This window comes from Pseudomonas sp. Tul2A7 (assembly GCF_054790505.1).
Window position 1 is genome coordinate 6,018,627 of the sequence record NZ_CP186499.1, and the last position, 26,598, is coordinate 6,045,224.

Annotated in this window: 26 protein-coding genes; 12 read left to right on the forward strand and 14 right to left on the reverse strand. The window is 60.0% G+C overall.

The genetic code is table 11. The annotated features are described in order from the left end of the window. Positions 1-240 precede the first annotated feature (240 nt). Both ACOYXJ_RS26675 and ACOYXJ_RS26680 read left to right on the forward strand, forming a co-directional pair. On the forward strand, positions 241-1,656 hold the full coding sequence (locus ACOYXJ_RS26675; protein WP_150795484.1) for a purine-cytosine permease family protein: 1,416 nt from the start codon (positions 241-243) through the stop codon (positions 1,654-1,656). 99 nt (positions 1,657-1,755) lie between these two features. Next, positions 1,756-2,379 (forward strand): glutathione S-transferase family protein, encoded by a 624-nt coding sequence (locus ACOYXJ_RS26680; protein WP_150795485.1) that lies wholly within the window; start codon positions 1,756-1,758, stop codon positions 2,377-2,379. Positions 2,380-2,385: 6 nt separating this feature from the next. Here ACOYXJ_RS26680 and ACOYXJ_RS26685 read toward each other — a convergent pair whose 3' ends face one another. Further along, entirely contained in the window at positions 2,386-2,883 is a 498-nt protein-coding gene (locus ACOYXJ_RS26685) for a winged helix-turn-helix transcriptional regulator (protein WP_110721254.1), read from the reverse strand. Positions 2,884-2,981: 98 nt separating this feature from the next. Here ACOYXJ_RS26685 and ACOYXJ_RS26690 point away from each other — a divergent pair, with 98 nt between their 5' ends. Beyond that, entirely contained in the window at positions 2,982-3,620 is a 639-nt protein-coding gene (locus ACOYXJ_RS26690; RefSeq protein WP_460372501.1) for a cysteine hydrolase family protein, read from the forward strand. Next, positions 3,617-5,182: an aldehyde dehydrogenase (NADP(+)) gene (locus ACOYXJ_RS26695; protein WP_460372503.1), complete on the forward strand. Its 1,566-nt coding sequence runs from the start codon at positions 3,617-3,619 to the stop codon at positions 5,180-5,182. The genes ACOYXJ_RS26690 and ACOYXJ_RS26695 overlap by 4 nt, the downstream gene beginning before the upstream one ends. 27 nt (positions 5,183-5,209) lie before the next feature. Here the strand turns inward: ACOYXJ_RS26695 and ptrR are convergent, their stop codons facing one another. Beyond that, positions 5,210-6,088: a putrescine utilization regulator PtrR gene (ptrR, locus tag ACOYXJ_RS26700; RefSeq protein WP_038367964.1), complete on the reverse strand. Its 879-nt coding sequence runs from the start codon at positions 6,086-6,088 to the stop codon at positions 5,210-5,212. Positions 6,089-6,191: 103 nt separating this feature from the next. Here ptrR and ACOYXJ_RS26705 point away from each other — a divergent pair, with 103 nt between their 5' ends. Continuing rightward, positions 6,192-7,583, forward strand: a complete 1,392-nt coding sequence (locus tag ACOYXJ_RS26705; RefSeq protein ID WP_460372505.1) for an aldehyde dehydrogenase family protein — start codon at positions 6,192-6,194, stop codon at positions 7,581-7,583. A gap of 115 nt (positions 7,584-7,698) precedes the next feature. Here the strand turns inward: ACOYXJ_RS26705 and ACOYXJ_RS26710 are convergent, their stop codons facing one another. Both ACOYXJ_RS26710 and ACOYXJ_RS26715 read right to left on the reverse strand, forming a co-directional pair. Continuing rightward, complete coding sequence (locus ACOYXJ_RS26710; protein WP_460372507.1) at positions 7,699-9,243, reverse strand: MFS transporter; 1,545 nt, start codon at positions 9,241-9,243, stop codon at positions 7,699-7,701. Positions 9,244-9,375: 132 nt separating this feature from the next. Continuing rightward, positions 9,376-10,206: an oxidoreductase gene (locus ACOYXJ_RS26715; RefSeq protein WP_460372508.1), complete on the reverse strand. Its 831-nt coding sequence runs from the start codon at positions 10,204-10,206 to the stop codon at positions 9,376-9,378. A gap of 131 nt (positions 10,207-10,337) precedes the next feature. On the opposite strand from ACOYXJ_RS26715, the gene ACOYXJ_RS26720 reads away from it, so the two are divergent. Further along, complete coding sequence (locus ACOYXJ_RS26720; protein ID WP_460372510.1) at positions 10,338-11,228, forward strand: LysR family transcriptional regulator; 891 nt, start codon at positions 10,338-10,340, stop codon at positions 11,226-11,228. Between the two features lie 3 nt (positions 11,229-11,231). Here the strand turns inward: ACOYXJ_RS26720 and ACOYXJ_RS26725 are convergent, their stop codons facing one another. Then, on the reverse strand, positions 11,232-12,401 hold the full coding sequence (locus ACOYXJ_RS26725) for a DUF1624 domain-containing protein (protein WP_460372512.1): 1,170 nt from the start codon (positions 12,399-12,401) through the stop codon (positions 11,232-11,234). Between the two features lie 207 nt (positions 12,402-12,608). On the opposite strand from ACOYXJ_RS26725, the gene ACOYXJ_RS26730 reads away from it, so the two are divergent. Together ACOYXJ_RS26730 and ACOYXJ_RS26735 are read left to right on the forward strand one after the other, a co-directional pair. Next, a complete protein-coding gene (locus tag ACOYXJ_RS26730; RefSeq protein WP_077573324.1) occupies positions 12,609-13,205 on the forward strand; it encodes a paraquat-inducible protein A in 597 nt (198 codons plus the stop codon). Next, on the forward strand, positions 13,202-13,888 hold the full coding sequence (locus ACOYXJ_RS26735; protein WP_077573325.1) for a paraquat-inducible protein A: 687 nt from the start codon (positions 13,202-13,204) through the stop codon (positions 13,886-13,888). Before ACOYXJ_RS26730 ends, ACOYXJ_RS26735 begins: the two co-directional genes overlap by 4 nt. Here the strand turns inward: ACOYXJ_RS26735 and ydiJ are convergent. Then, the gene (gene ydiJ / locus ACOYXJ_RS26740) at positions 13,821-16,847 is read right to left on the reverse strand and encodes a D-2-hydroxyglutarate dehydrogenase YdiJ (protein ID WP_460372514.1); all 3,027 of its coding nucleotides are present in this window, start codon (positions 16,845-16,847) and stop codon (positions 13,821-13,823) included. The two genes, ACOYXJ_RS26735 and ydiJ, sit on opposite strands and share 68 nt — an antisense overlap. A 157-nt stretch (positions 16,848-17,004) precedes the next feature. Here ydiJ and ACOYXJ_RS26745 point away from each other — a divergent pair, with 157 nt between their 5' ends. Then, positions 17,005-17,889, forward strand: a complete 885-nt coding sequence (locus ACOYXJ_RS26745) for a LysR substrate-binding domain-containing protein (RefSeq protein ID WP_460372516.1) — start codon at positions 17,005-17,007, stop codon at positions 17,887-17,889. A gap of 104 nt (positions 17,890-17,993) precedes the next feature. Here the strand turns inward: ACOYXJ_RS26745 and ACOYXJ_RS26750 are convergent, their stop codons facing one another. Further along, positions 17,994-19,268 carry a glucarate dehydratase family protein gene (locus ACOYXJ_RS26750; protein ID WP_123593851.1) on the reverse strand — a complete coding sequence of 425 codons (1,275 nt, stop codon included), beginning with the start codon at positions 19,266-19,268 and terminating at the stop codon, positions 17,994-17,996. A gap of 30 nt (positions 19,269-19,298) precedes the next feature. Beyond that, complete coding sequence (locus ACOYXJ_RS26755; RefSeq protein WP_460372517.1) at positions 19,299-20,666, reverse strand: MFS transporter; 1,368 nt, start codon at positions 20,664-20,666, stop codon at positions 19,299-19,301. A gap of 118 nt (positions 20,667-20,784) precedes the next feature. On the opposite strand from ACOYXJ_RS26755, the gene ACOYXJ_RS26760 reads away from it, so the two are divergent. Continuing rightward, positions 20,785-21,684 (forward strand): LysR family transcriptional regulator, encoded by a 900-nt coding sequence (locus ACOYXJ_RS26760; protein WP_127926836.1) that lies wholly within the window; start codon positions 20,785-20,787, stop codon positions 21,682-21,684. Positions 21,685-21,823: 139 nt separating this feature from the next. Here the strand turns inward: ACOYXJ_RS26760 and ACOYXJ_RS26765 are convergent, their stop codons facing one another. Further along, entirely contained in the window at positions 21,824-22,429 is a 606-nt protein-coding gene (locus tag ACOYXJ_RS26765; protein ID WP_460372519.1) for a DUF6338 family protein, read from the reverse strand. Positions 22,430-22,629: 200 nt separating this feature from the next. Further along, entirely contained in the window at positions 22,630-22,965 is a 336-nt protein-coding gene (locus ACOYXJ_RS26770; RefSeq protein WP_102902096.1) for a hypothetical protein, read from the reverse strand. A 184-nt stretch (positions 22,966-23,149) separates the two neighbouring features. On the opposite strand from ACOYXJ_RS26770, the gene ACOYXJ_RS26775 reads away from it, so the two are divergent. Continuing rightward, entirely contained in the window at positions 23,150-23,389 is a 240-nt protein-coding gene (locus ACOYXJ_RS26775) for a hypothetical protein (protein ID WP_007910805.1), read from the forward strand. A 63-nt stretch (positions 23,390-23,452) separates the two neighbouring features. Here ACOYXJ_RS26775 and ACOYXJ_RS26780 read toward each other — a convergent pair whose 3' ends face one another. Next, positions 23,453-23,650: a DUF2188 domain-containing protein gene (locus ACOYXJ_RS26780; protein ID WP_460372521.1), complete on the reverse strand. Its 198-nt coding sequence runs from the start codon at positions 23,648-23,650 to the stop codon at positions 23,453-23,455. A 226-nt stretch (positions 23,651-23,876) separates the two neighbouring features. On the opposite strand from ACOYXJ_RS26780, the gene ACOYXJ_RS26785 reads away from it, so the two are divergent. Continuing rightward, the gene (locus tag ACOYXJ_RS26785) at positions 23,877-24,239 is read left to right on the forward strand and encodes an NUDIX hydrolase (protein WP_016971919.1); all 363 of its coding nucleotides are present in this window, start codon (positions 23,877-23,879) and stop codon (positions 24,237-24,239) included. A 4-nt stretch (positions 24,240-24,243) separates the two neighbouring features. On the opposite strand, the gene ACOYXJ_RS26790 is transcribed toward ACOYXJ_RS26785, so the two are convergent. The 3 genes from ACOYXJ_RS26790 to ACOYXJ_RS26800 form a co-directional block, all read right to left on the reverse strand. Continuing rightward, positions 24,244-24,486 carry a DUF1652 domain-containing protein gene (locus ACOYXJ_RS26790; RefSeq protein ID WP_102902094.1) on the reverse strand — a complete coding sequence of 81 codons (243 nt, stop codon included), beginning with the start codon at positions 24,484-24,486 and terminating at the stop codon, positions 24,244-24,246. 110 nt (positions 24,487-24,596) lie between these two features. Further along, the gene (locus ACOYXJ_RS26795) at positions 24,597-25,496 is read right to left on the reverse strand and encodes a polysaccharide deacetylase family protein (RefSeq protein WP_460372523.1); all 900 of its coding nucleotides are present in this window, start codon (positions 25,494-25,496) and stop codon (positions 24,597-24,599) included. Positions 25,497-25,627: 131 nt separating this feature from the next. Beyond that, positions 25,628-26,575 (reverse strand): ABC transporter substrate-binding protein, encoded by a 948-nt coding sequence (locus ACOYXJ_RS26800; protein ID WP_460372525.1) that lies wholly within the window; start codon positions 26,573-26,575, stop codon positions 25,628-25,630. Between the last annotated feature and the right edge of the window lie 23 nt (positions 26,576-26,598).

A 26,598-nucleotide genomic window follows, 5' to 3' on the forward strand; every position in this document is an offset into this window, starting at 1 on the left:
AAGGGTCGCAGCCTTCGGCAACTCCTGCACAAAGCGCTGTGAATCCAGATAAGAGAGGAGCCTGAACATACCGGAGCCAGGCCTCACCCGGAGCATATTTTTTTTAAGGTCTGTAGCAACAAACTTACTAATTTATCTCTCGCGGTGCTTTGCACATGATCGCTTCAACAAGAAATGCGCCGCCCGTGCCGGCGCTTGCCGAAGTACGTCCACGTACTCATCCTTGCCTTGGAGTTCGTCATGGCTACCCCTGCAGCAACCTCCGCTCCGCTGATTGAAAAACACACGATAGGATACGTGCCCCCCGAAGATCGCCACGGAAAGGTCAGGGATCTGTTCACGCTCTGGTTCGGCGGCAACATCGCGCCGTTGCCCATCGTTACCGGTGCGCTGGGCGTGCAGTTGTTTCACTTGAATCTGCTCTGGGGCATCGTCGCCATTCTGGTCGGCCATCTGGTCGGTGGCGTGCTGATGGCGCTGCACTCGGCGCAAGGCCCGCAGATGGGCATTCCGCAGATGATCCAGAGTCGCGCGCAGTTCGGCTCCCTCGGCGCGTTGCTGGTGGTGTTGATTGCTGGCGTGATGTACATCGGTTTCTTCGCTTCCAACATCGTCCTGGCCGGCAAGTCGTTGCATGGCGTGGTCGACAGCGTTCCGGTGCCGGTCGGTATCGTCATTGGCGCAGTCGGTTCGGGGATCATCGGTATCATTGGTTATCGCTTTATCCACGTGCTCAACCGCATCGGCACCTGGGTGCTGGGGATCGGCATCGTTGTGGGTTTCGGCTACATCTTCACTCATATTCAAACCGATGACTTCCTCACCCGGGGCAGCTTCAACCTGTCCGGTTGGTTGGCCACCGTGTCGCTGGCCGCGCTGTGGCAGATCGCGTTTGCACCTTACGTGTCCGACTATTCGCGCTACTTGCCGGCCGACGTCAAAGTCTCGTCGACGTTCTGGACCACGTACTTGGGGTCGGCGCTCGGTTCGAGTCTGGCGTTTATTTTCGGCGCCGTCGCGGTGCTGGCGACGCCCGTTGGCATGGACACCATGGATGCAGTAAAACTCGCCACCGGTTCCATTGGCCCGCTGATGCTGGTGCTGTTTCTGCTCAGCGTGATCAGCCACAACGCCCTCAACCTGTACGGCGCGGTGCTGTCGCTGATCACTCTGGTGCAGACCTTCGCCTACCGCTGGATCCCCACCGCCAAGAGCCGCGCAGTGATCTCGATCATCGTGTTGCTGGCTTGCTGCTTTGCCGCCGTCGGTGCCTCGAAAGACTTTATCGGCCACTTCGTCGACATGGTGCTGGTGTTGCTGGTGGTGTTGGTGCCATGGACGGCGATCAACCTGATCGACTTCTATGCGATCCACAAAGGTCAGTACGACATCCAGTCAATCTTCCAGGTCGACGGCGGCATCTACGGCCGCTACAACCCGCAGGCGTTGCTGGCCTACGCGATCGGCATCGCCGTGCAGATCCCGTTCATGAACACGCCGCTGTACGTCGGCCCGGTGTCGGCGCACATCAACGGTGCGGATCTGTCGTGGCTGGTGGGACTGCTGGTGACCTCGCCGCTGTATTTCTGGCTGGCCAATCGCGATACGTCTTACCGTCGACGGATGATGGGCGGCAAACTGGCGGGCAGTCTGTGAGATTGATGCGCTGAAAAAGAAGGCCCGCACTGTGCGGGCCTTCTGCGTTGCGGTGTGGTATTTGTTTACGCCTGACGACGATTGGGTAAGGGACATCCAATGCTGCGAATACTCGGTAAAGCCTCATCGATCAACGTGCGCAAAGTGCTGTGGACTTGCGCTGAATTGCACATTCCTTTCGAGCGTGAAGACTGGGGATCGGGCTTCAGATCGACCAACGATTCGGAGTTTCTCGCGCTCAATCCCTGTGCCATGGTGCCGGTGATTCAGGACGGTGATTTCACACTGTGGGAATCGAACACGATCATTCGTTATCTGGCCGCACGTTATGACGGTTCGCATCTTTATCCGACTGACGCGCAAACCCGAGCGCGGGTGGATCAGTGGATCGACTGGCAAGCGTCGGAGCTGAATCGCTCGTGGTCGTACGCCTTCATGTCGCTGGTGCGCCAGTCGCCCGACTATCAGGACAACGCCGCGCTGGCGAACGGCATTGAGCAGTGGTCGAAGACCATGGCCATCCTCGACCGACAACTGGAAAAAACCGGCGCCTACGTCAGCGGCGAACAGTTTTCCCTGGCGGACATTCCCATCGGACTGTCGGTGAACCGCTGGTTCGAAACGCCACTGGCTCACCCGGATTTTGCCGCAGTGAAAGCCTATTACGAGCGTTTGAGCCTACGTCCCGGCTACGTGCTGCACGGTCGAAACGGTACGCCGTGATCGAGGTTATTTGCCTTTGAACGCCTCACGCCGCGCCTGCCGTTCGGCGGCGTAGGCTGCTTGTGGCTGGCTGATCAGATCTTCCCGACGCAAGGGTTCGCCGCAGTGCTCGCACAGCGGCCCGAGGCCGGCGTCGTGGTTGCAGTTTTTGTGGGTCATGTTCACCGCCACCCCCTCCTCCGGTGCCTTGCACCAGGTCTCTCCCCACGCCCGCAGTGCAATGATCACCGGGTAGAACGCCTCGCCTTTCGCCGTGAGGTGGTACTCGTAGCGTTTCGGCCGTTCGTTGTACAACCGGCGCTCAACCAGCCCCTCCGCTTCCAGGCATTTCAGACGCGCGGCGACCATTTGCGGCGTACCGCCGGTCTGCGCCTGGATCTCGTCATAGCGATGATTGGCCATGAACAACTCGCGCAAAACCAGCACCGTCCAGCGGTCGCCGACAATCGTCTCGGCCCGGGAGATCGGGCACAGCGTGTCAGGAAGACTATCGTTTACTGCCATCAGGGCTTGCCTCTTTTACAGTTACTATGATTATCATATCTACACGATGCCGGGACAAGCCCTGTGCACCGATAATCCCATTGCCGGAGCAAGCCGCCATGTCGAATACCCCCTATCCGCTGGACAGAACCGCCTATCTGTTGGTCGATCCATACAACGATTTTCTTTCGGACGGCGGCAAGATATTCCCGCTGATCAAACCGATGGCTGAACAGAACGGCCTGCTCGACAACCTGCGCAAACTCGACCGCACCGTGCGCGAGCTGAAAATTCCGGTGGTCATCGTACCCCATCACCGCTGGGAAAAAGGCGACTACGAAAGCTGGGATCACCCGACCCCGACCCAATGCAAGATCATGCACATACATCATTTTGCCCGTGGCGAATGGGGCGGCGAATGGCACCCGGATTTCGCCCCGCAAGAGGGCGACATTGTGGTTCAGGAGCACTGGGGCTCCAGTGGTTTCGCCAACACCGACCTGGATTTTCGCCTGAAACAGCAAGACGTCACCCACGTGATCATCGTCGGCCTGTTGGCCAACACCTGCATCGAAGCCACCGCGCGCTATGCCGCGGAACTGGGCTACCACGTCACCCTGGTCCGCGATGCAACGGCGGCCTTCAAAGCGGAAATGATGCACGCCGCCCACGAACTCAACGGCCCGACATTCGCTCACGTCATTGCCAGCACTGACGAACTGATTGCCCGCCTCAAAGCCCAGGGTGAATCGAAATGAGTCTGACCGGCCATTTGCTGATCGGCGCGGCGGATGTTGTCGCCACCGAAGGCACGATGAAAGCGCTGAACCCGGCCAGCAATCAGTTGATTGAACCGGACTTCGCCTTCGGCGGTGCCGCGCAGGTTGATCAGGCAGCGACACTCGCCGATGCGGCATTTGACCGCTACAGCCACACCTCGCTGGCCGAACGCGCGGCTTTCCTCGAGAGCATCGCTGACAACCTCGACGCAGTACGCAGCGAACTGGCGGCACGCGCGGCACTGGAAACCGGACTGCCCGAAGCTCAGCTTGAGGGCGAAGCTTTGCGAGCAGCGACCCAGTTCCGCCAGTTCGCCGACGTGGTGCGCCGGGGCCGCTTTCTGCAACTGGCCATCGACCCGGCGCAACCCCAGCGTCAGCCGCGCCCACGGATGGATCATCGCCTGCAAAAAATCGCCATCGGCCCGGTGGCGATTTTCGGCGCGAGCAACTTTCCGATTTCCTACTCGGTGGCGGGTGGCGACACCGCGTCAGCATTGGCGGCCGGCGCCACCGTGATTCTCAAGGCACACAACGCGCATCCCGGCGCTTCAGAAATCCAGGCGCGGGCCATTCGCAAAGCCGTGCAGGCGCATGGTTTGCCCGAAGGCGTTTTTTCAATGGTGCGTGGCGGCGGCAATGCCATTGGCGAAGCGCTGGTCGATCATCCGTTGATCAAAGCCGTGACCTTCACCGGCTCCGAACCGGGCGGCATGGCACTCTATCGCCGCACGCAATTGCGCCCCGAGCCAATCCCGGTGTTCACCGAAATGACCAGCGTCAACCCGACCTTCATCCTGCCCGAGGCGCTGGCGGCTCGCGGCGCCGAAATCGGCGACGGCTTCATCGAACGGATGCTGGTCAACGTCGGGCAGGCCTGTTTGTGTCCGTCGATCCTGATTGCCATCCGCGGTGCGGGGTTTGATGAACTGCGCAACGCCATGCGTAAACGGGTCAGCGAGGCACCGGCACGGACAATGCTGACGCCGGGTATTCATGGCGCCTACGTTGAGGGTCTGGTGGCAATGGAAAGTGCCGGCGCGCAGGTGATCGCGGCAAGCACATCGGGCGATGCCCCGCTCGCCGGGCGTGCTGCGTTGCTGGAAGTCGAGGGACACCAATTGCTCAGCGAACCGGGGTTGGCCCACGAAGTGTTCGGCCCGTCGGCGCTATTGGTTGCTGTCAACGATGAAGTCGAGTTGCTGGCCGTCGCCCGTTCGTTCAAGGGGCAGCTCAGCGCGGCGATTCACCTTGAAAATGTCGATCTGGAATTGGCGCGGCGCCTGCTGCCGATCCTCGAACGGCGCACCGGACGCATCGTGGTCAACGCCTTCGCCCACCCACAGGAAGTGACCTTTGCTACGGTGCACGGTGGCCCTTTTCCGGCCACATCGGACAGCCGCTTCACGTCGGTCGGCATGACCTCGATCGAGCGCTTCTTGCGGCCCGTGGCTTATCAGGGGTTTCCGGATGAGTTGTTGCCAGAGGTATTGCGCGAGAGTAATCCGCTGAAACTGCCGCGCAGCGTCGACGGGCGATAACGGCGATCAAGTGCGCGGCAGACGCGATCATGCATCTGCCCGCACCACACCGCGCTCTTCCAGCAAACGCACAAACATGCTCAGACTGCGCGACACCGTGCCCCGCCGCCACACCAGCCAAGTGGTCAGATAACGAAAGTCCGCCGCCAATGGCCAGACGCTGACCGTGGCACTGCCGGGCATGCTCTGCAGCATTTTGCGCGGCATCAGTGCCAGGCCAGCACCGGCGCTGACGCAGGCGAGCATGCCGTGATAGGACTCCATTTCAAAGATCTTGCCCGGTACGGCGGCGTCGGTGCTGAACCATTTTTCGAAGTGGTGACGGTAGGAGCAGTTGGAACGGAAGGCATAAATGTTCTCGCCATTTACGTCCGCTGCGCGCTTGACGGGCGCGTGATTGATCGGGGCGATAATGACCATTTCTTCCTCGAATGCCGGCACGCCTTCGAGCGTCGGATGCAGCACCGGGCCGTCGACAAACGCTGCGGCCAGGCGCCCGGACAGCACGCCGTCGATCATCGTCCCCGATGGCCCCGTCGAGAGGTCGAGGTCGACTTTCGGGTGCAACTGGTTGTATGCCGCGAGCAATTCGGGAATGCGCACCGCCGCGGTGCTTTCCAGCGAACCTAACGGAAACGCGCCCTGCGGTTCTTCCCCCGCCACCGTCGCACGTGCCTCCTGCACCAGATCGAGAATGCGCCGCGCGTATTCGAGAAAACTCCACCCCGCCGGTGACAAACGCAAGCGGCTTTTCTCGCGGATAAACAGATCAACGCCCAGATCCTGCTCAAGCTGCTTGATCCGAGTGGTCAGGTTCGACGGCACGCGATGGATCTGCGCGGCGGCGGCGCTGATGCTGCCGTGTTCGGCAACGGCTTTGAAGATTTCCAGCTGCACCAGATCCACAGTCATTCTCCAATCGTGAAAGAAACGATCTTTATTATTCAGTTTCCAGAAAACAAACACCACCCTACTCTAGGCTCATCCGACGAACATGCAGGACGACGCCATGAGCCAGATTTCCAGCCAGACCCACGCCATCTCGATCAACCCCGCCAACGGCGAACAGATCGGTCTTTACGCGTTTGAATCCGCCGCCGCGCTCGACGCCGCACTGACCCGCGCCGCTTATGGTTTCGGCAAATGGAAGCGCAAGCCGCTGCAAGATCGCTCGCGCTTATTGACCGCCCTCGCCGGGGCGTTGCGTGAAACCAGCGAAGCCATGGCCACGATGATCACCCAGGAAATGGGCAAGCCGATCGCTCAGGCCCGCGGTGAAATCGAGAAATGCGCCAAGCTCTGCGAGTGGTACGCCGAACACGGCCCGGCCATGCTCGACGCTGAGCCGACGCAGGTTGAAGGTGGCAAGGCACGCATCGAGTACCGTCCGCTCGGCCCGATTCTCGCGGTGATGCCGTGGAACTTCCCGATCTGGCAAGTGCTGCGCGGTGCCGTACCGGCGCTGATCGCCGGCAACACGTACGTGCTCAAACATGCGCCGAACGTGATGGGCAGCGCCTATCTGTTGCGCGACGCGTTTACTCGCGCCGGTTTCGCCGAGGGTGTTTTTGAGGTGATCAACGTCACCCCGGAAGGCGTTTCCACTGCGATTGCCGACCCGCGCATCGCCGCTGTAACGCTGACCGGCAGCGTGCGTGCCGGTATGGCGATCGGTGCTCAGGCCGGTGCCGCGCTGAAGAAATGCGTGCTGGAACTGGGTGGTTCCGATCCATTCATCGTACTCAACGACGCCGATCTGGACGAAGCGGTACAAGCCGCCGTCATCGGTCGCTACCAGAACTCCGGTCAGGTTTGCGCCGCTGCGAAGCGCCTGATCATCGAAGAAGGCGTGGTCGAAGAATTCACCCGTAAATTCGTTGAGGCCACGCGCAAGTTGAAGGTCGGCGATCCGTTGTCTGCCGAAACCTACATCGGTCCGATGGCGCGTTTCGACCTGCGTGATGAACTCGATCAGCAAGTGCGCGACACCCTGGAAGAAGGCGCAACGCTGTTGCTTGGCGGCGGCAAGTCCGAAGGCCCGGGCAACTACTACGAGCCGACCGTACTGGCCGATGTCACCGACCGCATGACCTCGTTCAAACAGGAACTGTTTGGCCCGGTCGCGTCGATCATCACCGCCCGCGATTGCGCGCATGCCGTGGCCTTGGCCAACGACAGCGAGTTCGGCCTGACCGCGACCATTTACACCGCCAACGTGGCACTGGCCCAGCAACTGACCAGCGAACTGGACACCGGCGGCGTGTTCATCAACGGCTACTCCGCCAGCGACCCGCGCGTGACCTTTGGCGGCGTGAAGAAGAGCGGTTTCGGCCGTGAGCTGTCGCACTTCGGCGTGCGCGAATTCTGCAACGCCCAGACCGTTTGGCTGGATCGCAAATAACCCAGACACCGGAAAACCCTGTAGGAGTGAGCCTGCTCGCGATGAGGCCGGCCCAGTCAACATCTCCATTGTCTGAACCACCGACATCGCGAGCAGGCTCACTCCTACATTGGGTTTATGCGGCAGCCTGTTGTGGCTCTGCAACGCTGCGATCCTTGCTCAACAATCCCAGCACCACCGCCGCCGATGCGAGGGTGATCACCGTCAGGATGTGCAGCAGATACTGAAACGCCGCCGCATAACCTTGCACCAAACGTTCGTTGGCCAGCCCCGGAACGGTGTTGATCGCATGGGCCATATCACCCGTGGTCACCCGGTGCGCGGTCTCGCCAATCAGCGACGCCTCGGCGCTACCCGCCACCACGTGCACGGCACTCGACAGATCAGCGTGGAGCAGTGACGCCAGCACCGCCGCGACAATCGCCAGGGCAATGCCCTCACCCGCCACGCGCACGGTACTGAAGATGCCCGCTGCCATGCCGGCGCGTTCTTTCGGCACGACACTGACCGACAAACCATCCATCAGCCCCCACGGCAAACCGGCGCCAATGCCGATCAGCAGCATCGGCACCACCAGCGCAAATTTCGCGTCACCGACGTTGTACAGACTCAGCCAATGCAGGCCCACGGCAGCAATCAGGAACCCCGCGCCAGACAAGATGCCAGCGGAAACAAAACGCGCCAGCGAGGCCGCCAGCATCGGCACCACCAGCATCGGTGCGGACAACGCCAGCAACAGCAGACCGGCATCGATCTCGCTCAAGCCCTCAACGCCGATGAAGCGCAGCGGCAACATCACCACCAGCACGATGTAGCAGAAACACGTGCCGATCGGCAGCATCTGCACGCCAATGAATCGCGGATAACGGAACAGGGTCAGATCGAGCATCGGCCGCTCGACACGCATTTCGACGAGTACGAACGCCGCCAGCAACACCGCCGAAGCGCCCAGCAAACCGATCACCAGCGGGCTGTCCCAACCACTGTCCGGCGCCTGGATCAGGCCAAACGTGAACAGCGCCAGCATGGCGCTGAACAGCAGCGTGCCTGGCCAATCCAGACCTTTGGCATCGGGATCGCGGGTTTCGCGCATACGCGGCACAGCGAAGACCATCGCGATCATGCCGATCAACGCGGTAAAGACAAAAATTGCCCGCCAGTTGAAGGCCTCGATCAGCGCACCCGCCACCAACGGCCCGAATGCCAGACCAATACCGAACGTCGTACCGAGCACGCTGTAAGCCCGGGTCCGGGCATGCCCTTCGAACTCCTGCGCCAGCGCCGCCGAACCACTGGCCAGCGCCGCCGCCCCCGCCACACCTTGTATGGCGCGCAACACATCCAGCCAGAACACCGAAGGCGCCAGACTCTGCGCAAACGACGCGGCGGTGAACAGCAACATACCGAAGGTGAACAGGCGTTTGCGTCCGTACACGTCAGCCAATGCGCCGGCGGCCATCAGCAAACTGCCGAACGACAGCATGAACGCATTGGTGATCCAGGTCAGCGCCACCGGACTGCCGCCCAAGTCCCGGCCGATGGCCGGTGTCGCTACCGCGCCGCCAGTAAAACTTAACGGCAGGACCAGTGCCGAAAGGCAAACCGCCGCGAGTATGAGCAACTTGTCGCGCCCTCCGTGCAGCTGAGTTACAGAAATCATCCGTTCCATCCTTTGAGAAATCACAAAGCTGCGTTGTGCAGCGAACAAGGCGCGAAATACACAGAAAAATCCACCGAAGTTTGCGCACGAAAAAGATGAGAGCGAGCAGCCTCGCTCTCACAGCTCCGGCGTTCAGTGGGCGAAATCGGTGGACAGCGCCAGCTCATTCCACTCGGCCAGTTCTTGCGCCACCAGCCGATTCTTCGCCTCGATGCGCGCCACCGTGTCACTTCCCAGCGCCAGGCGCTGCGGCGGATTCGGTGCATTGACCAGCGCCAGCATCGCCTCGGCAAACTTCTGCGGATCACCCGGTTGTGCATGATTGGCCGCTTCGGCGAATGCACGCATCTTGCCCACGGTTTCGGCGTAGTCCGGCAGCAACAACGCGGTTTTGATCAACGACTGCTCATCAAGGAAATCGGTGCGAAAGAAACCCGGCTCGACCACCGTGGCTTGAATGCCCAGCGGCGCCAGTTCCTGATGCAACGCTTCGGTGATGCCTTCGACGGCAAATTTGGTCGAGCCGTAAACACCCCAGCCCATGTAAGCCTGGTAGCCGCCGATCGACGAGATGTTGATCACCCGGCCACTGCGTTGTGCACGCATGTGTGGCAGCACGGCGCGGGTGACGTTGAGCAGGCCGAACACATTGGTCGCGAACAGGCGCTCGGTCTCGCTGGCGCTGGTTTCTTCGACGGCGCCGAGCACACCAAAACCGGCGTTGTTGATCAGCACATCGATGCGGCCAAAACGCTTGATCCCTTCAGCGACCGCTTGATGCGCTTCGTCCTCGCGGGTGACGTCGAGACGCACCGCCAGCAGGTTCGGTTGCTCGCCGAGGCGCTCGATAATGTCTTGCGGATTACGTGCGGTGGCGATCACCGCGTCGCCGGCACTCAAGGCGCGTTCTGCGATGAGGGTGCCAAAACCACGTGAAGCGCCAGTAATAAACCAGGTACGCATTTCAACTCCTCCTGTCTGCGACCTTTGGCGAGGGTGCCAGGTCTTCTTGATGAGTTGATGCGACTTTAAGGCCGTGCTACTGATGTGATAATCCCAACAATTTTGCATGGCTTTGTGAAAGGCATTCACAGATGAAATCACCTTCGGCAGCAGATCTGTCCGTATTCCTGTGTACCGCGCAGCATCTGAATTTCAGCAAAGCGGCCATTGAGCTGGGCCTCACGCCTTCCGCCCTGAGCCATTCGGTGAAGGCCCTGGAAAACCGCCTGGGCGTACGCCTGTTCAATCGCACCACTCGCAGCGTGGCATTGACCGAGGCTGGCGAGCGCCTGTATGCCCGACTGAAACCGGCATTCCGCGACATCGACGATGCTTTGGAAGACCTCAACCATTTCCGCGATAAACCCTCGGGCAATCTGCGCATCACCTGCGGGCGGCAAGCCTGCGAACTGGTGTTACTGCCGATTGCCAGTGAGTTTTTGCAGGTGTATCCAGACATTCGTCTGGAAGTGGTCGAGAGCGATGCGCTGCTGGATATCGTCGCCAACGGCTTCGATGCCGGCGTGCGCTTCGGTGATCGCCTTGAGGCCGACATGGTGTCGCTGCCGATCGGCCCGACAATGCGCTCGGTGGTGGTTGGCTCGCCGGCCTTTTTTGCACGTCACGCGGCACCGCAAAAACCCGAGGACCTGCACGGACTCCCGTGCATCCGCCACCGCTTTCCCAGCGGCTCGATGTACCACTGGGAACTCGAACGCGGCGGCATCGCCCAGGAAATCGAGGTCAACGGCCCGCTGACCCTCGGTGACGTCAGCCTGATGGTCGGCCCCGCGCTGCAAGGGCTGGGCCTGGCCTATGTGTTCGAAGACATGGTCAGCGAACACCTCGCCAGCGGGCGCCTTGTGCAAGTGCTGGCAGACTGGTGCCCGTACTATCCAGGTCTGCACCTGTACTACCCGAGCCGCCGTTATGTGCCGGCAGCGCTGAAGGCGTTTATCGACTTCGTGCGCAACCGGCACTAGCGCTTACAGGTACTTCAACCAGGCGATGTCGCGACGACGGGCCTTCAACGCCGAGAACCAGCGCACGACCGGGAACAGCGCAATTGACAGAAGCGCTGCCGCCAGCCAGATCGCCGCCACTGACGAGAAGCCAAAATAGCTGCCCTGATTCAGTCCGAACAGGGCCACACCGATCAGGTACAACACCTTCAGCGCGTACAGGTGCAGCAGGTAGAAAAACATCGGTGCCGAACCGAACACCGTCAGCCAACGAATCCAGCGACGGCCCTGCACACGCTCGAAGGCCAGTAGCAGCAACAGCCCGACGCTCACGGTCAGCGCGATAAACAGCAACGACGGTGGGTACTTGGTGATGTTGAAAAAGCTCATCAGGGTTTGCACCGACGTGTCGCCCACGGCCCATGGTTTTTCGCCATAGCCGTTGATCAGCCGCAACCCGACAAAGCCAAGCAGCCCTGCGCTCCCCGCGATCAGCAGTTGCCACTGACGCAAACCCGCTTCAACGCCGCGAGCAAACCACGGCCCCAGCGCATAGCCCAGACCGATCACACCGATCCACGGCAACAACGGATAGGAGGTGCGCAAACGCAGAGTGTCGCTGACGTCGATCCAGCCGCGATCATGCAAAATCGCCCACGGTACATGCAGCGCCGACTCCACTGGAAAATGCACGGCGTCGAGCAGGTTGTGTCCGGCGATGATCGTCAGGCTCAACGTCAGCAGCAGCCAGCGCGGCAGCCAGACCAGCAGCGACAAGGCAATCATGCTCAAGCCGATCGCCCAGATCACTTGCAGATAAATCACAGTCGGTGGCAACTGGAAGGTCCACGCAAAGTTCACCAGGGTGAATTCCAGCAACACCAGAAACAGACCACGCTTGAACAGAAAGGCGCTGACATCAGACTTTCCCGCGTACTTTTCGCCGAACAACCACGCCGACAATCCGGTCAGCAGCACAAACACCGGCGCACACAAATGCGCCAACGTGCGGCTGAAAAACAGCGCCGGCTCGGTGCTGGCAATGTCCATCGGGTCGCTGACCTGACGGTGCAGCAAAAAGGTTTCGCGCACGTGGTCGAGCAGCATGAACAGAATGACCAGGCCTCTTAAGGCGTCAATGGACAGTAGCCGGCCAGTGGCTAACGGGGCAGAACGAGGGAGCACAATCGTCATGAGCATTTCGCAATCGAAGGGATAACAGCAGGTGCCCAGCAGGAACACCGCTAAAAATTCGCGTTACCTTATAACAATAAACAGTAAAAACCCAAGCTCGATCGATAGTGATTCTCAGAAACCTCAGCCGCACAAGTTGCCCAATAGCCTCAGGCTTCTATAGTGATCAAGTCCCCTGCCCTTGCGGCTTGCTGTCGAGCGTTGTCCATGGTCAACACCGAACACCTGATCATTTGCGAGCACTGCGATTGTGTGTACGAAAAAGCCGTGCTGGCCAAACACCAGAAAACCTCGTGCGTGCGCTGCGGCGGCGTCCTCCAGCGCTTCAACGGTTTGACCGTCGAACAGCGTCTGGCCCTGACGTTCACGGCGGCGATGCTGTGGTTGTTTGCCAACTTCTACCCGGTGATGAGCATCAGTCTCAAAGGCCTGAAAAACAGCGCGACGCTGTGGGATTCGGTGCTGGCGCTGAGTCAGGGGCCGATCACGTTCATGGCGATGGTCGCGGCGATTTCGATCATCATTGCCCCGGCGTTTCAACTGGTGCTGCTGATCTGGGTGCTCAGCTTCGCGCTGTCCTCACGACGTGCGCCGGGCTTCAAGCTGTGCATGCGCTGGCTGGAAACCCTGCGGCCGTGGAGCATGCTCGAAGTCTGCTTGCTGGGGGCGATGGTGGCGGTGTTCAAACTGGCTGGACTGCTCGACGTGTTGCCCGGCATCGGCCTGTTCGCGCTGGCCGTGCTGAGCCTGATGATGATCAGGATTGCCGGCCGCGACATTCGCGACCTCTGGGACATTCTATGAAACGGCCACCGACTGCCAGCGAACTCAATCTGTGCCTGTGCCACAGCTGCGGACTGGCCTGCGACATGACCGACGAGCCGCATGAATGCCCGCGTTGCGACGCGCCACTGCACCGGCGCAAAACCAACTCGCTGGCCCGCACTTGGGCGTACATGCTCGCGGCGCTGGCGTTTTACGTGCCGGCCAATCTGCTGCCGGTGATGAACACCACCATGCTCGGCAGCGGCGCCGACAGCACGATCATGAGCGGCGTGCTGGAGTTCTGGGAGCACGGCGCGTGGGACATCGCGCTGATCATTTTCATCGCCAGTATCGCCGTGCCGGGAGTCAAGTTCGTCGCCCTGACGCTGCTGCTGATGACCGTGCAGCGCGACAGCGCCTGGGCGCGTAAAGAGCGCTCGAAGCTATTCCGCTTCGTCGAGCTGATCGGCTATTGGTCGATGCTCGACGTGTTGGTGGTGGCGCTGGTCGCAGCATTGGTGAAGTTTCAGGCGCTGGGCGATATCGAGCCTCGACCGGGCATTCTGTTTTTCGGCCTGGTCGTGGTGTTCACCATGCTCGCAGCGATGAGTTTCGATCCGCGCCTGATCTGGGACAAGGACACGGACGAATCCCTCAGCGACGCTGAACCTCAAGCAGCACCTGCAACGGATGGCGCAGTGCCTGATCCGACTGGCGCTTGACCTGACTGCGGCAGGAATAGCCCGTGGCCAGTGCTTCGCCCTGCTCTGTCGGCGCGTCTATCTGACGTGCCCACGACTGCTCGTAGATCACCGCTGAGGTTTGGCGATTGCGCGCTTCGTGGCCATACGTGCCGGACATGCCGCAGCAACCGGTGGCTTGCGTCGCCAACCTCAAACCGGCTCGCTCGAACAGCTGTTCCCACTGACGGGTCGCGGCTGGGGCGTTGGTTTTCTCGGTGCAATGGGCGAGCAGTCGGAACGCTGCGGTTTTATCCTGCGCCGCCTGCTCCGGCATCACCTTGAGCAACCACTCCTGAACCAATGCCACCTCCGGGCATTGCTGCATGCCCGGCACTTTCAGGTATTCCTGGCGATACACCAGCGTCATGGCCGGATCGAGGCCCAGCAACGGCACGCCCACATCGGCCAACTCACGCAACTGCCGCGCATTGCGCAACGCCGCGCGGTTGAATGCCGAGAGGAAGCCCTGCACATGCAAAGGCTTGCCGTTGGCGCTGAACGGCGCGAGATAAATCTGATAACCCAGACGCGAAATCAACTCGACCATATCGGCCAACAATGGCGCTTCGAAGTAGCGGGTGAACGCGTCCTGCACGATGACCACACTGCGCGCACGTTGCGCCTCGGTCAGCGCCGACAACGTCGAAACCTTCGCCGGTTGCACCTGCCAACGGCGCATCGCCGCATGGAAATCAAAACGACTGAGCAACGGCACGTCGATCATGCCGCCGACCCGTTCCAGCAAGCTGCGAATGAATGCAGCGCCCATCAAACCGTTGTACAGCGCCGGAATCCGCGCCATGTACGGGATGCTGTACTCCAGCGAGGCGATCAGATAATCACGCGCCGGACGCAGATAACGGCTGTGATACAGCTCGAGAAAGCGCGAACGAAACTCCGGCACGTTGACCTTCACCGGGCACTGCCCTGCGCAGGATTTGCACGCCAGGCAACCGGCCATGGCGTCGTAGACTTCATGGGAGAAGTCCTCGGCCTGCGTACGGCTGTTGCGCCAGCGCTGCCACAGCGTGCTGAAAAACGCCGGCTTGCGAATCGCATCGGACAACACATCAACGCCCGCCTCGCCCTGCAAACGCAGCCACTCACGGATCAACGAGGCGCGGCCCTTGGGCGACTGAGCGCGTTCACGGGTGGCTTTCCATGACGGGCACATCGCGTCATCGGGATCGAAGTTGTAGCAGGCGCCGTTGCCGTTGCAATGCATGGCCGCGCCGTAGCTTTGCCAGACCTTTTCGTCGATCTGCCGGTCGAGTTCGCCGCGCAGAGTCACTTCGTCGATTTTCAGCAGTGCGGCGCCGGTGTTGGCCGGGGTGGCGATCTTGCCCGGGTTGAACTGGTTGAACGGGTCGAACGCGGCCTTCAAGGCTTGCAGCGCCGGGTAGAGTTCACCGAAGAAGGCCGGTGCGTATTCCGAGCGCAGGCCTTTGCCGTGTTCGCCCCACAACAGGCCACCGTAACGCTGGGTCAGCGCCGCGACGCCATCGGACACAGGGCGCACCAGCGCCGCTTGCTGCGGATCTTTCATGTCGAGAATCGGCCGCACGTGCAGCACGCCCGCATCGACGTGACCGAACATGCCGTACTGCAAACCGTGGCTGTCGAGCAAATCGCGCAACTCGGCGATGTACTCGGCCAAGTGCTGCGGTGGCACCGCGGTGTCTTCGACAAACGGCTGCGGCCGCGCTTCACCGGCGACGTTGCCGAGCAGGCCCACCGCACGTTTGCGCATGCCGTAGACCTTGTTTACCGCTGCGTGGCCGACCGCCAGCGTGTGGCCCAGGCGCTCAACGGTTTGATCGCGGCTCAGGTGTTCGACGAACGCTTCGACCCGGCGCTGCAAATCCTCCGGATCGTCGCCGCAGAACTCCACCAGATTGATGCCCAGGGTCGGGCGCTCGGCGCTTTCCGGGAAATACTCGGCGACGCCGTGCCAGACGATGTCCTGCATTGCCAGCAGCAAGACTTTCGAGTCGACGGTTTCGATTGACAACGGCTTGAGCGCCATCAAGGCACGGGCATCGCGCAACGCGTCCATGAACCCGGCGTAACGGATGTTCACCAACATCGTGTGTTTGGGAATCGGCAGTACGTTCAGCCGGGCCTCGACGACAAATCCCAGCGAACCTTCCGCGCCGCACAGCACGCTGTTGAGGTTGAAACGGTTGTCCGCCTCACGCAAGTGCGCCAGGTCATAACCGGTCAGGCAGCGGTTGAGATCGGGGAAACGCTCTTTGATCAGCTCGCCCTGCTCATCAATGATCTGCCGCGCGCAGCGATAGACCTCACCAACGCGATCTTCACGGGCGCACAACGCTTCAAGCTCAGTTTCCTCAAGGGGCAAACCGTGCAGACGCTCACCGCCGCGCAACACCATGTCGAGTTCGAGCACATGGTCGCGGGTCTTGCCGTAGGTGCAACTGCCCTGGCCACTGGCGTCGGTGTTGATCATGCCGCCGACGGTGGCGCGGTTGGAGGTCGACAGCTCCGGGGCGAAAAACAGCCCGGCGGATTTCAGCGCGGCATTGAGCTGATCCTTGACCACCCCGGCCTGTACGCGTACCCAGCGTTCCTCAACATTGATTTCGAGGATGCGGTTCATGTGCCGCGACAGATCGACGACGATGCCGTCGGTCAGCGATTGGCCGTTGGTGCCGGTGCCACCGCCGCGCGGAGTGATCACCACTTGCTGATACGCCGGCTCGGCGATCAACCGCGCCACCCGCGCCACGTCCTCGGCGTCCAGCGGAAACACCGCTGCTTGCGGTAGGCGCTGATAGATCGAATTGTCAGTCGCCAATACCACACGACTGGCGTAATCGGCGCTGATTTCACCGCGAAAGCCGCTGGCTTTCAGGGCTTCGAGGAACTGTTGGTAATCGCTGGTCAGGGCTTTGGCGGGGGACAGCTGGGCAATCATCGGTCAGGTCATCTCGGTCAAATCGGGCCGCGTGGCGGTAAACAGTTGTACGCAACGAATGATTGCGTCAGGCTCCGCCATCTCATGGTGCCCATGTTCATTGCTGGCGAACGCCGGGACAACCGTAAATTCGACCCGCTATTGATGACTTTTACGAATGAATCCGCGCACACTCACCCCTTCCATGTCGTTATTGCTGGCTTTCGAGGCCGCCGCGCGCCATGAAAGCTACACCCGCGCCGCCCATGAATTGTCGTTGACGCAGAGTGCGGTCAGCCGTCAGGTGCAGATTCTCGAGAAGATGCTCGGCATGCGCTTGTTCACTCGCGAAGGCCGGCAAGTGGTACTGACCGATGTCGGGCGCATGTATCAGCGCGAACTCGCCGAAGCGCTTGGGCAGATTCGCAGCGCGACCTTGCAGGCCATGGCGTTCGGCTCGGGTATTCACAGCTTGCGCCTGGCGACGCTGCCGACCTTCGGCTCGAAATGGTTGCTGCCACGGTTGAAGGATTTCTACACCGCGCACCCGGGCATGACCGTGCATTTGCATTCGCGCATCGAAGCAATCGACTTCGATACCAGCGAAATCGATGCGGCGATCTGCGTCGGCGGCGGTGACTGGCCGGGGCTGAGCGCCCTGCCCTTGCACACCGAGGAACTGGTGGTGATCGCCAGTGCGCAACTGTCCGATGCTGAGCGCGACGACGCCGAACAACACATCGCCGGGCAACTGCTGCTCAACGTCAGCAGCAATGCACAGGCGTGGGCGGAATGGTTCAGCCATCACGGTTTGCCGCATCGCAGCATGCGCATCGGGCCGAGCTTTGAAATGACCTCGCACTTGATTCAAGCGGTGCGGGCCAATATTGGCGTGGGTTTGGTGCCGCGAATTCTGGTCGAAGATGAGTTGTTGAATGGTGAACTGCTGCAACTGGGTGAGCCGATTACCAGTCGACGCAGCTATTACCTGGTGTATCCGCCGCGTAATGAGAATTTGCCGTCGCTGAAAGCGTTTCGGGATTGGCTGGTGCATACACTCTGAAAGAATGAGTTGCCGCCATTCGCGAGCAGGCTCGCTCCCACACCTTGGAATGCATTTCCCCTGTGGGAGCGAGCCTGCTCGCGAAGAGGCCGGCAATGGCAACCTCAAAATCTCGGTTTAACCGCTTTCCAATCCGGCTTGTACCGTTGCATCTGCCGCACATCATCACGCTGACGAATCCCGCACGTCAGGTACTGATCATGCAGCTTGCCCAACTGCTCATGGTCCAGCTCCAGCCCAAGCCCCGGTGCGCGGGTGATCTTCACGCAGCCATCGACAATCGGCAGTTTGCCGCCCTTGATCACTTCTTCATCCGGCTCCTGCCACGGGTAATGGGTGTCGCAGGCGTAATCCAGATTCGGCACCGCCGCCGCGACATGCGCCATCGCCATCAGGCTGATGCCCAGGTGCGAATTGGAATGCATCGACACACCAACGCCGAACACATCGCACATCTTCGCCAGCGTCTGCGTGTCGCGCAGGCCGCCCCAGTAATGGTGGTCGGCAAGGACGATCTGCACGCTGTTTTGCGCGATGCTGCGGCGAAACTCGTCGAAATCGGTGACCACCATATTGGTCGCCAGCGGCAGACCGGTGCGCTTGTGCAGCTCAGCCATGCCGTCGAGGCCAGGGGTCGGGTCTTCGTAATATTGCAGATCATCGCCAAGCAACTCGGCCATGCGAATCGAGGTTTCCAGCGACCAGTTGCCGTTCGGATCGATGCGCAACGGGTAACCCGGGAAGGCCTTTTTCAACGCCTTGATGCACGCCACTTCATGCTCCGGCGGCAACGTACCGGCCTTGAGCTTGATGCTCTTGAAACCGTACGCCTCGATCATCCGCGCGGCCTGCGCAACGATCTGCTGCTCGCTGAGTGCTTCGCCCCAGTTGTCCGGTTTGTACGGCGAATCGACATGTTGTGCGTACTTGAAGAACAGGTAAGCGCTGAAAGGCACTTCATCACGAATCGCGCCACCGAGCAGATCCACCAGCGGCACATTCAGGTAATGCGCCTGCAAATCGAGAAACGCCACTTCGAACGCCGAATAGGCATTGCTCACCGCTTTGCTGGCGTGGGAACCGGGCGCCAGTTCGGCACCGGCAAGACTGGCCGGTTTGTTCGCAGCAACGGTGGCCTGCACGATCGCGCGTAACTGGTTGAGGTTGAACGGATCGAGGCCGATCAGCTGCGCCTGCAACTGCTGCTGAATCGCCAGCGCCGGGGCATCGCCATAGCTTTCGCCGAGGCCGATGTAGCCGTTGTCGCTTTCGATCTCGATGATCGAGCGCAGGGCGAAGGGTTCGTGGATGCCGCTGGCGTTGAGCAGCGGCGGATCGCGGAAGGCAATCGGGGTCACAGTTACGCGGGTGATTTTCAAGATAACGCTCCTGACAGATCAACAATCAATTCAGTGGCTCGCGGCCGGGCTGGCCGTCGCAACAACGGCGGTGACCTCATGCGGCTTTGCGAGGTTTTTGCCTTTCGCGCCAGGCGCCGTGCGGGCAAAAAAGATCACCACCGCAGCGACCAGTGACGTCGCCGCCAGGCCATAAAGTCCGCCCTCGATGGAGCCGGTGGTTTCTTCGAGGATGCCGAACGCCGTCGGCGCAACGAAACCGCCGAGGTTGCCGATGGAGTTGATCAGCGCGATCACTGCAGCGGCGATACGCGCATCCAGATAGCTTTGCGGGATCGGCCAGAACAGTGCCGATGCAGCCTTGAAACCGATGGCGGCGAAACAGATGGCGACGAAGGCGAAAATCGGCCCGCCAGTGGTTGACATGAACATGCCGATCGCCGCGATCACCAGCGTCAGCGCGACCCAGGCTTGCTGGAATTTCCACTTGCCAGCCATCGCCGCGAAACCGTACATGGCGACAATCGAAATGATCCACGGGATCGAATTGAGCAGACCGACCTGGAAGTCGCCGAGATTGCCCATCTTCTTGATCATGCTTGGCAGCCAGAACGTCGCGCCGTAAATGGTCAGGGCAATGGAGAAGTAGATGAAGCAGAACAGCGCAATCTGCCGGTCCGCCAACAGCTTGAACATCGACGGCTTGGCCACCTGCGACGCCTCACGAGCGCGCTGTTCCTCGGCAATCGCCGCCACCAGCGCTTCGCGTTCTTCTTCGCTCAACCACTTGGCCTGACGCGGATGCGATTGCAGCCAGAACCATACGAATGCGCATAGCACCACCGACGCCGCGCCTTCGATCAGGAACATCCACTGCCAGCCATGCAGGCCCAGACCGCTGATATGCAGCAACGCACCGGACACCGGGCCGGAGATCACCGAAGCAATCGCCGAACCGCTGAGAAACACTGCCATGGTCTTGCCGCGCTCGGAGGCCGGCAGCCACTGGGTGAAGTAATAAATGATCCCCGGAAAGAACCCCGCCTCCGCTGCGCCGAGAATAAAGCGCAGCACATAGAAACTGGTTTCACCTCTGACGAACGCCATGGCCATGGCCGCTGCGCCCCAGGTGAACATGATCCGCGTCAACCAGACCCGCGCGCCGTAACGTTGCAGGAGCATGTTGGACGGCACTTCGAAAAGCGCATAACCGATAAAGAACAAACCGGCGCCGAGGCCATAAGCCGCAGCGCCGATGCCCAGATCGGTCTCCAGGTGACTGCGCACAAAACCGATGTTGACCCGATCGATGTAGTTGACGATGAACATCACCACGAACAGCGGCAGCACGTGGCGCTTGACCTTGGCGGCGGCACGGGCGAGAACCGTGACGTCCAGCGGACTCTGGAGGGTTTTCAAGGGCGACTCCCGATCTTGTTTTTTTAGGGATGGCGTAAAGCGATGGGCCGATCATGGACGGCGATCATTGATCCCGTCTAATCTAACTTGGCATTCGATTGATACCCGGATTAGATCAATGTTCGAACTGACCCAACTGCGCTGCTTCACCACCGTCGCCACCGAACTCAACTTTCGCCGCGCCGCCGAGCGACTAAACATGACGCAGCCGCCGCTGAGTCGGCAGATTCAATTGCTCGAGCATCACCTCGGTGTCGAACTGTTTACCCGCAGCACCCGTAGCGTCGCCTTGACCGCCGCCGGCCGTGCATTTTTCATCGAAGCACAGAACCTGCTGGAGCGCGCGCAGCAGGCAGCCGTCACCGCCCGACGGTTTGCCGAGGGCGATATCGGCTCGGTGAACATCAGTTTTGTCGGCAGCGCGGTGTATGAGTTTCTGCCCAAGGTGATCGCCGAGGCGCGACTGAAACAGCCGCAGGTGAAAATCGATCTGTCGGAAATGAACACTTACCAGCAACACGAAGCCCTGCGCGCCCGCCGCATCGATCTGGGCATCGCCCGTGCGCCGTTATTGGAGCCGGGCTACGCCACCGAATGCCTGGTACGCGAGCCGTTTGTATTGGCGGTGCCGAGTGGACATCCATTGGCAACGGCGGCTGAAGTGGCGGTCAGTGACCTGGATAAACAACCGTTCCTGATGTACTCCCACGCCGCGTATCCGCCGTTCAACGAATTGCTGACCGGCATGCTGCGCTCGGCACGAGTCGCGCCGGATTATGTGCAGTGGCTGGGTTCTTCTCTGACGATTCTGGCCTTGGTCAACGCCGGCATGGGCCTGGCGCTGGTGCCGCGTTGCGCTACCAGTGTGGTGTTCAAGAATGTGGTATTTCGCGATATCGATCTGGGCGAAGGGGTGCAGAGTGAGTTGCACCTGATCTGGCGCGAGAACAACGACAACCCGGCGTTTGCGATGTTGCTGGAAGCGATTCGCCGGGCGGTTGCTGAGGGTTGGGGCTAAGTGGCTCGCGACGCTGATCAGCGCTTTGGCGGTGGAGGCGCACTCGGCCCTTTAACCAGCGGTTTTGCCAACGGCTTGCCGTCTGGACCCACGAAAAGACGCGCCACGTGAGGCGGCATGGGATTGGGTGCTTTTGCGCTCATGAAACAACCTCCTCGACAGAATTGAATTCTACCCACTGAACTTTTGAGGAATCTATCACCATTAATTCGGCGCCAAAAGTGAGCACCTCGCTACCATCGCCAAGCCATTGTGGATTCAGCAAGATAAATTGCCCTTCCGAGGGGCCAGAAGGCCACTCCAAGGGCCAGCCAAACAGTCGCCTCTCGTCATTCAGTTGCAAAGTGACAAGGCGATCTTGTCGCTCAAAAGCGCTGTACCACTCACTGGGATGGGAGCTTTTACGTGTCAGGTTTCGCTTGCGTAGCCACACATGCAACACCCCGTTTGAAGCCAAATAACAGAAAAGCCCTGCGAGACATACTGAAACAATAAATGCCCACAGTGCCTCCGCCCGAGCATCCCATTTCCCTACAGAAAAGCCTTTCGAACCCACCCATAGACAAATTGCCCCGATCCCCAATACCGCGCCCTGAATCACAAACGTAAAAATAAGCGCCTGCACAATCTGCCCGAACGTATCCGGTCGTTTGAACGCCGTCAGCGAGTAAAAAATCCACGCCGACAAAAAGCCGGGAATCAGGTACTGCAACAACGGAATAACTTCTTTGACCAGATCATCCATGATCCGAGGCTCCTTGAAAGACCGGCCGACCTGACTATCGACCGCCCCGCAAAAGCCTAGTGCACACGGAGGAACCCCTTCGTGCGCAACTGTCACCGTTCATTTCGCGAATCAGATCCACACCTTTCAGCCTCCAGGCAGCCAAAAAAAAGCAGAAACCGACGATACGGCTTCTGCTTTTTTTGTCTCTGTAGGCGTCGTTACAGGCAATCACGCACCGATTGGCGCAACGAACCGGACTTCGCCCATGGCGGCCCCTGATACAACGAAACCCGGCTTCCGTCCTTGTACTTGACGATGTCGAGGATCTCGTCCGCAGTGATGATGCTCGGCGCCGTGATGCGATAGCCGTTGGAAATCGATGTCTGCGAAGTCTTGGCCACATCCTTCTGCCACAACGGTAATAAACACGCCGCATAGTCCTTGGGCGACTTGGCGCTGGTCTTGCTGATATTCGGCTCACCCGGCACCAACGAGGCCGGCAACGAGCAACCCGCCAACATGGCCAACGCCAGACTCCCGATCCATATCCGCATGGTGTATTCCTGATCTGAAAAAAGTGAATGTAGCGTGTAAGCGGCTCTACATCCATCGTGGCAACGCGCCCTTGGCGCAATCTGCACAACTTTTCACAACCGTTCAGCGTGATGATGAACAGGCTTTGCCCATCGACGAAAAATGCGACTACTCTTTTCTACCGAGAATGTTCTGGAGGTGATCATGCGGCTCAATGAATACGAACACGAACTTCAACGCGACCTGCAAAGCGTCGCATCGGACTTGAGATGGTCGGCGGTCGACCTGAAACGTATCGCAGAACAACTGCGCAAATCCGGCAATGAGGCAGATGCGCAAAGCGTGCTGAGATCCTGTGAGGTGCTGCAAAGCGATGAAGAACGGTTGCAACTCTATGCCCGGGAAGTGAAAGCCCGCGCGATCAGCCGGACCAAGGTCCACTGAGACCACCCTCCCCCAACACAAAAGCCCCGACACATGCCGGGGCTCTTTCGATACAGCCGCTTGTCAGTGGGTTGTGTGACTTTGCACGCGCGCCGAGCGTTTTTTGTAGCCAGGCAGCGCGGCGGCGTAGGCCAGTGCTTCCTCCCGGCTGCCAAACGACGCCAGCCGATCGCCCTGAGTGCAAACCCGCCATGGGCCATTGTTCACGCTAAGCACGTCATAGCCGTTCATGTGCATCTTGTTCAACATCGGCATGCTCATGGATACCTCCATTTTTGCTGACGGTCAGATCCAGCTTCACGCTTTTACCTTACACCCTGACCCGCCCGAAATGCCGACCGGATGTCGCCAGCCGCAACAGTCAAGGATCTGGCACTTTTCAACACAGCGAACGCTCCAAACTCCAATGAAACCTTTGTCGCACGCTTCGGCTCAAATATTGCAGTTTTATTTCTATTTTGTGACAAACAGTAAAAACAGGTAACAGATGAAAGTACGTGCAACCGTTATATGCGAGCAGGATCGCCACATTCTCCTGGTACGCAAACCCCACTGCCGCTGGACATTGCCCGGCGGCAAGGTCGAGCACGGGGAAACCCGAGCGGAGGCTGCCGTGCGCGAACTGCAAGAAGAAACCGGCCTGGACGCCGACGATGTGTTGTATTTAATGGAGTTGCAGAGCGGCAGCACGCGGCATCATGTCTACGAGGCATCCGTGCTGGACTTTGAGCAAGTGCGTCCACAGAACGAGATCATCGATTGCATCTGGCATCCGCTGGACGCGGTGCGCAATCTGAACACTAGCGAAGCGACGTTACGCATCGTTCAAGCGTTTCAGCGGCGTTTATGAGGCGTTAACCAGCGAACGCTCGGCGGCCCGCGCTGATCTCGGTGCGTAATTCACCGATGAAGTTGGAAATGTCACGGATCGTGACGAGGTGTTCCGGGGAAACGCCATTGAGCAGCAGTTCGACACGCCCGCTGTCCGGCTCATATACCTTGATTTGCAGCAGCCCCTGAGTGCCTGCAATGCAGTCACACTTGAACGCAGGAAAGCCGGATTCGACAATCCGGCAGATATCGTCAATGGCAAGCATGGCTGAACGCCTCGCAGGCGATGAGTCGGTCGACCCGATGAGCATAGATGAGCAATGTGTGTCCTGCTCGATACAAAAATGCCAACCGGATCACAACTTCCGACTCACCCTCAGTGCGCGTCATGATCCCAGATCCAGTTCCACATTCCGGGCAAATTCACCGCCTCCGAGCTGTTCTCCACCGTGCGCGCCAGTGCGGCCTTCTCCAGCGCGACGTGATCATCATAAAAAGGTTTGTCCGCCAGCCTCACGCCCGTGGCGGACGCGCTATCCAGCAGAATCTGCAGATATTCGCGCGTGTGCCGCGCGGTATAGCGGTTGAGATCATGAAACGTCACCACCACCGGGATAACGCCGTCCACGGTCGGCAATTCACCAAGGGCAATACGCTCACGGACTTCTGACAGCTGTCGCAACATGTTGGCCCGACGTCGCGGGCTGGCATTGAAGCCCCAGATCTTGCCGTCGTTGGCGCTTAAATCCGTGAGCAAAACGTGCAAGCCGTGCTGCTGATACGCAGCGAAGGTGCGCTTGTCGTAATTCCAGAACGGCGGGCGCAGCAGTGTCGGTGGCGCGCCGGTGATGGCAGCGATATCGGCCGTGCCGTTGCTCAGCGATTCTTCAAGCTGTTGTGGGTCGAGCAAGCGATGATTGGTGTGCCAATGGGTCGCCGTGTGAAACGCCAGGATGTGCCCCTCGTCATGCTCGCGACGCATGATGCTGCGGCCGATGTCACTGTTGCCCGCTCGCGGCGCGCGTGTCTGCACAAAGAACACCGCTTTGATACCCGGCTGCTGCGGGTTGTCCTTGAGACTGTCGAGCACCGTGGCCGACGGATTCCACAAACTCGAAGCGCTGGGGCCATCGTCAAACGTCAACAGAAAGCGCACCGGTGCCTGGGTTTTCAGGCGCGTTTCGGTTTGCGCAGTCATTTCTATCGGTGCAGCGATACAACCGGCCAGTCCGAGAGCAATGAGCGCAGCACAAAGAAGCTTGAATCCGGATTTCATGTTTTGCCTTGAGCACGGCAGCTGCCGTCATGTTGTCGATTGGCAAAACTCCCTCGCCCTTATCCATCCTTGCGCCCCGATCCGCGAGCGGAGGTTGGATAAGGTACACAGGGTTTGGTTCCGGCGCTCGCTCAGTGAGCCAATGCCTGCTGAAAAGACGTGTCGATAATCCCGGCGGTGGCCAACGGTGCCGGCAGCGCTTTCACCTTGAACAGAAAATCGGCGGTGCTTTGCAGGTCCGTCGCAGCCTGCTGGTCCACCGGCCCGACGGTCATGTGCGCCTGACGCAACCAGTGGCGCGACACCTGCTGATCGAGATTGGCTTTCTTTGCCCACAGATCGGCGTATTCATCTGTATGGCTGTCGACCCAGGCCCGCGCCTGCTTCAAACGCCCGAGAAAATCCGCAATGGCTGCGCGTTTGCTGTCGATGGACGGCGTCGACGCGGCGATTGCGCTGAGCCCCGGCATCAGGTTTTTTGCGGTCAGGATCGGTCGCGCGCCGGAGAACACGATCTGCTGGGAAATGTACGGTTCCCACACCGGGAAAGCGTCAATGCTGCCCTGTGGCAGGGCTGCGGCGGCATCGATCGGCATCAGCTTGACGAAGTCGACGTAGTTTTCCGGCAGACCGCCCTGCTCCAGGGCGCGCAAGGTCAATTGCTGGCTCCAGGCGCCGGGCCAGTAGGCGACTTTCTTGCCCTTCAGATCGGCGATGGTTTTCACTGGCGAATCCTTGGGCACCAGCAACGCGATGGTGTCGGGATTTTGCCGCGATACGCCGATCAGTTTCACCGGCGCCTGCTTGGCGGCCAGAAACAGAAAACCGGAATCGCCCAGGAAGCCCAGATCCAGTGAACCGGTTTGCAAGGCTTCCGCCAAGGGTGCAGCGGCCTGGAAGTGTTTCCAGTCGACGGTATAAGGCGCGTCTTTCAACACGCCGGATGCCTCCACCGAGGCACGGATGTTGTAGTAGTTCTGATCGCCGACATGCAGGACCAATGGCTCGGCTGCGTAGGAAAGCGGCGAGGTGAATAGTGCAGTGATTAACGCACTGTGGAGGAAACGAGAAAGCTTCATGGCGAGTCCTGCAAAGGTAATTG

What these genes read in the sequence shown, in the direction of transcription:
- ACOYXJ_RS26675 (WP_150795484.1), top strand. Translation starts at nt 241, where the DNA reads ATGGCTACCCCTGCAGCAACCTCCGCTCCGCTGATTGAAAAACACACG.
- ACOYXJ_RS26680 (WP_150795485.1), top strand. Translation starts at nt 1,756, where the DNA reads ATGCTGCGAATACTCGGTAAAGCCTCATCGATCAACGTGCGCAAAGTG.
- ACOYXJ_RS26685 (WP_110721254.1), bottom strand. Translation starts at nt 2,883, where the DNA reads ATGGCAGTAAACGATAGTCTTCCTGACACGCTGTGCCCGATCTCCCGG.
- ACOYXJ_RS26690 (WP_460372501.1), top strand. Translation starts at nt 2,982, where the DNA reads ATGTCGAATACCCCCTATCCGCTGGACAGAACCGCCTATCTGTTGGTC.
- ACOYXJ_RS26695 (WP_460372503.1), top strand. Translation starts at nt 3,617, where the DNA reads ATGAGTCTGACCGGCCATTTGCTGATCGGCGCGGCGGATGTTGTCGCC.
- ACOYXJ_RS26705 (WP_460372505.1), top strand. Translation starts at nt 6,192, where the DNA reads ATGAGCCAGATTTCCAGCCAGACCCACGCCATCTCGATCAACCCCGCC.
- ACOYXJ_RS26710 (WP_460372507.1), bottom strand. Translation starts at nt 9,243, where the DNA reads ATGATTTCTGTAACTCAGCTGCACGGAGGGCGCGACAAGTTGCTCATA.
- ACOYXJ_RS26715 (WP_460372508.1), bottom strand. Translation starts at nt 10,206, where the DNA reads ATGCGTACCTGGTTTATTACTGGCGCTTCACGTGGTTTTGGCACCCTC.
- ACOYXJ_RS26720 (WP_460372510.1), top strand. Translation starts at nt 10,338, where the DNA reads ATGAAATCACCTTCGGCAGCAGATCTGTCCGTATTCCTGTGTACCGCG.
- ACOYXJ_RS26725 (WP_460372512.1), bottom strand. Translation starts at nt 12,401, where the DNA reads ATGACGATTGTGCTCCCTCGTTCTGCCCCGTTAGCCACTGGCCGGCTA.
- ACOYXJ_RS26730 (WP_077573324.1), top strand. Translation starts at nt 12,609, where the DNA reads ATGGTCAACACCGAACACCTGATCATTTGCGAGCACTGCGATTGTGTG.
- ACOYXJ_RS26735 (WP_077573325.1), top strand. Translation starts at nt 13,202, where the DNA reads ATGAAACGGCCACCGACTGCCAGCGAACTCAATCTGTGCCTGTGCCAC.
- ydiJ (WP_460372514.1), bottom strand. Translation starts at nt 16,847, where the DNA reads ATGATTGCCCAGCTGTCCCCCGCCAAAGCCCTGACCAGCGATTACCAA.
- ACOYXJ_RS26745 (WP_460372516.1), top strand. Translation starts at nt 17,005, where the DNA reads ATGAATCCGCGCACACTCACCCCTTCCATGTCGTTATTGCTGGCTTTC.
- ACOYXJ_RS26760 (WP_127926836.1), top strand. Translation starts at nt 20,785, where the DNA reads ATGTTCGAACTGACCCAACTGCGCTGCTTCACCACCGTCGCCACCGAA.
- ACOYXJ_RS26765 (WP_460372519.1), bottom strand. Translation starts at nt 22,429, where the DNA reads ATGGATGATCTGGTCAAAGAAGTTATTCCGTTGTTGCAGTACCTGATT.
- ACOYXJ_RS26770 (WP_102902096.1), bottom strand. Translation starts at nt 22,965, where the DNA reads ATGCGGATATGGATCGGGAGTCTGGCGTTGGCCATGTTGGCGGGTTGC.
- ACOYXJ_RS26775 (WP_007910805.1), top strand. Translation starts at nt 23,150, where the DNA reads ATGCGGCTCAATGAATACGAACACGAACTTCAACGCGACCTGCAAAGC.
- ACOYXJ_RS26780 (WP_460372521.1), bottom strand. Translation starts at nt 23,650, where the DNA reads ATGAGCATGCCGATGTTGAACAAGATGCACATGAACGGCTATGACGTG.
- ACOYXJ_RS26785 (WP_016971919.1), top strand. Translation starts at nt 23,877, where the DNA reads ATGAAAGTACGTGCAACCGTTATATGCGAGCAGGATCGCCACATTCTC.
- ACOYXJ_RS26790 (WP_102902094.1), bottom strand. Translation starts at nt 24,486, where the DNA reads ATGCTTGCCATTGACGATATCTGCCGGATTGTCGAATCCGGCTTTCCT.
- ACOYXJ_RS26795 (WP_460372523.1), bottom strand. Translation starts at nt 25,496, where the DNA reads ATGAAATCCGGATTCAAGCTTCTTTGTGCTGCGCTCATTGCTCTCGGA.
- ACOYXJ_RS26800 (WP_460372525.1), bottom strand. Translation starts at nt 26,575, where the DNA reads ATGAAGCTTTCTCGTTTCCTCCACAGTGCGTTAATCACTGCACTATTC.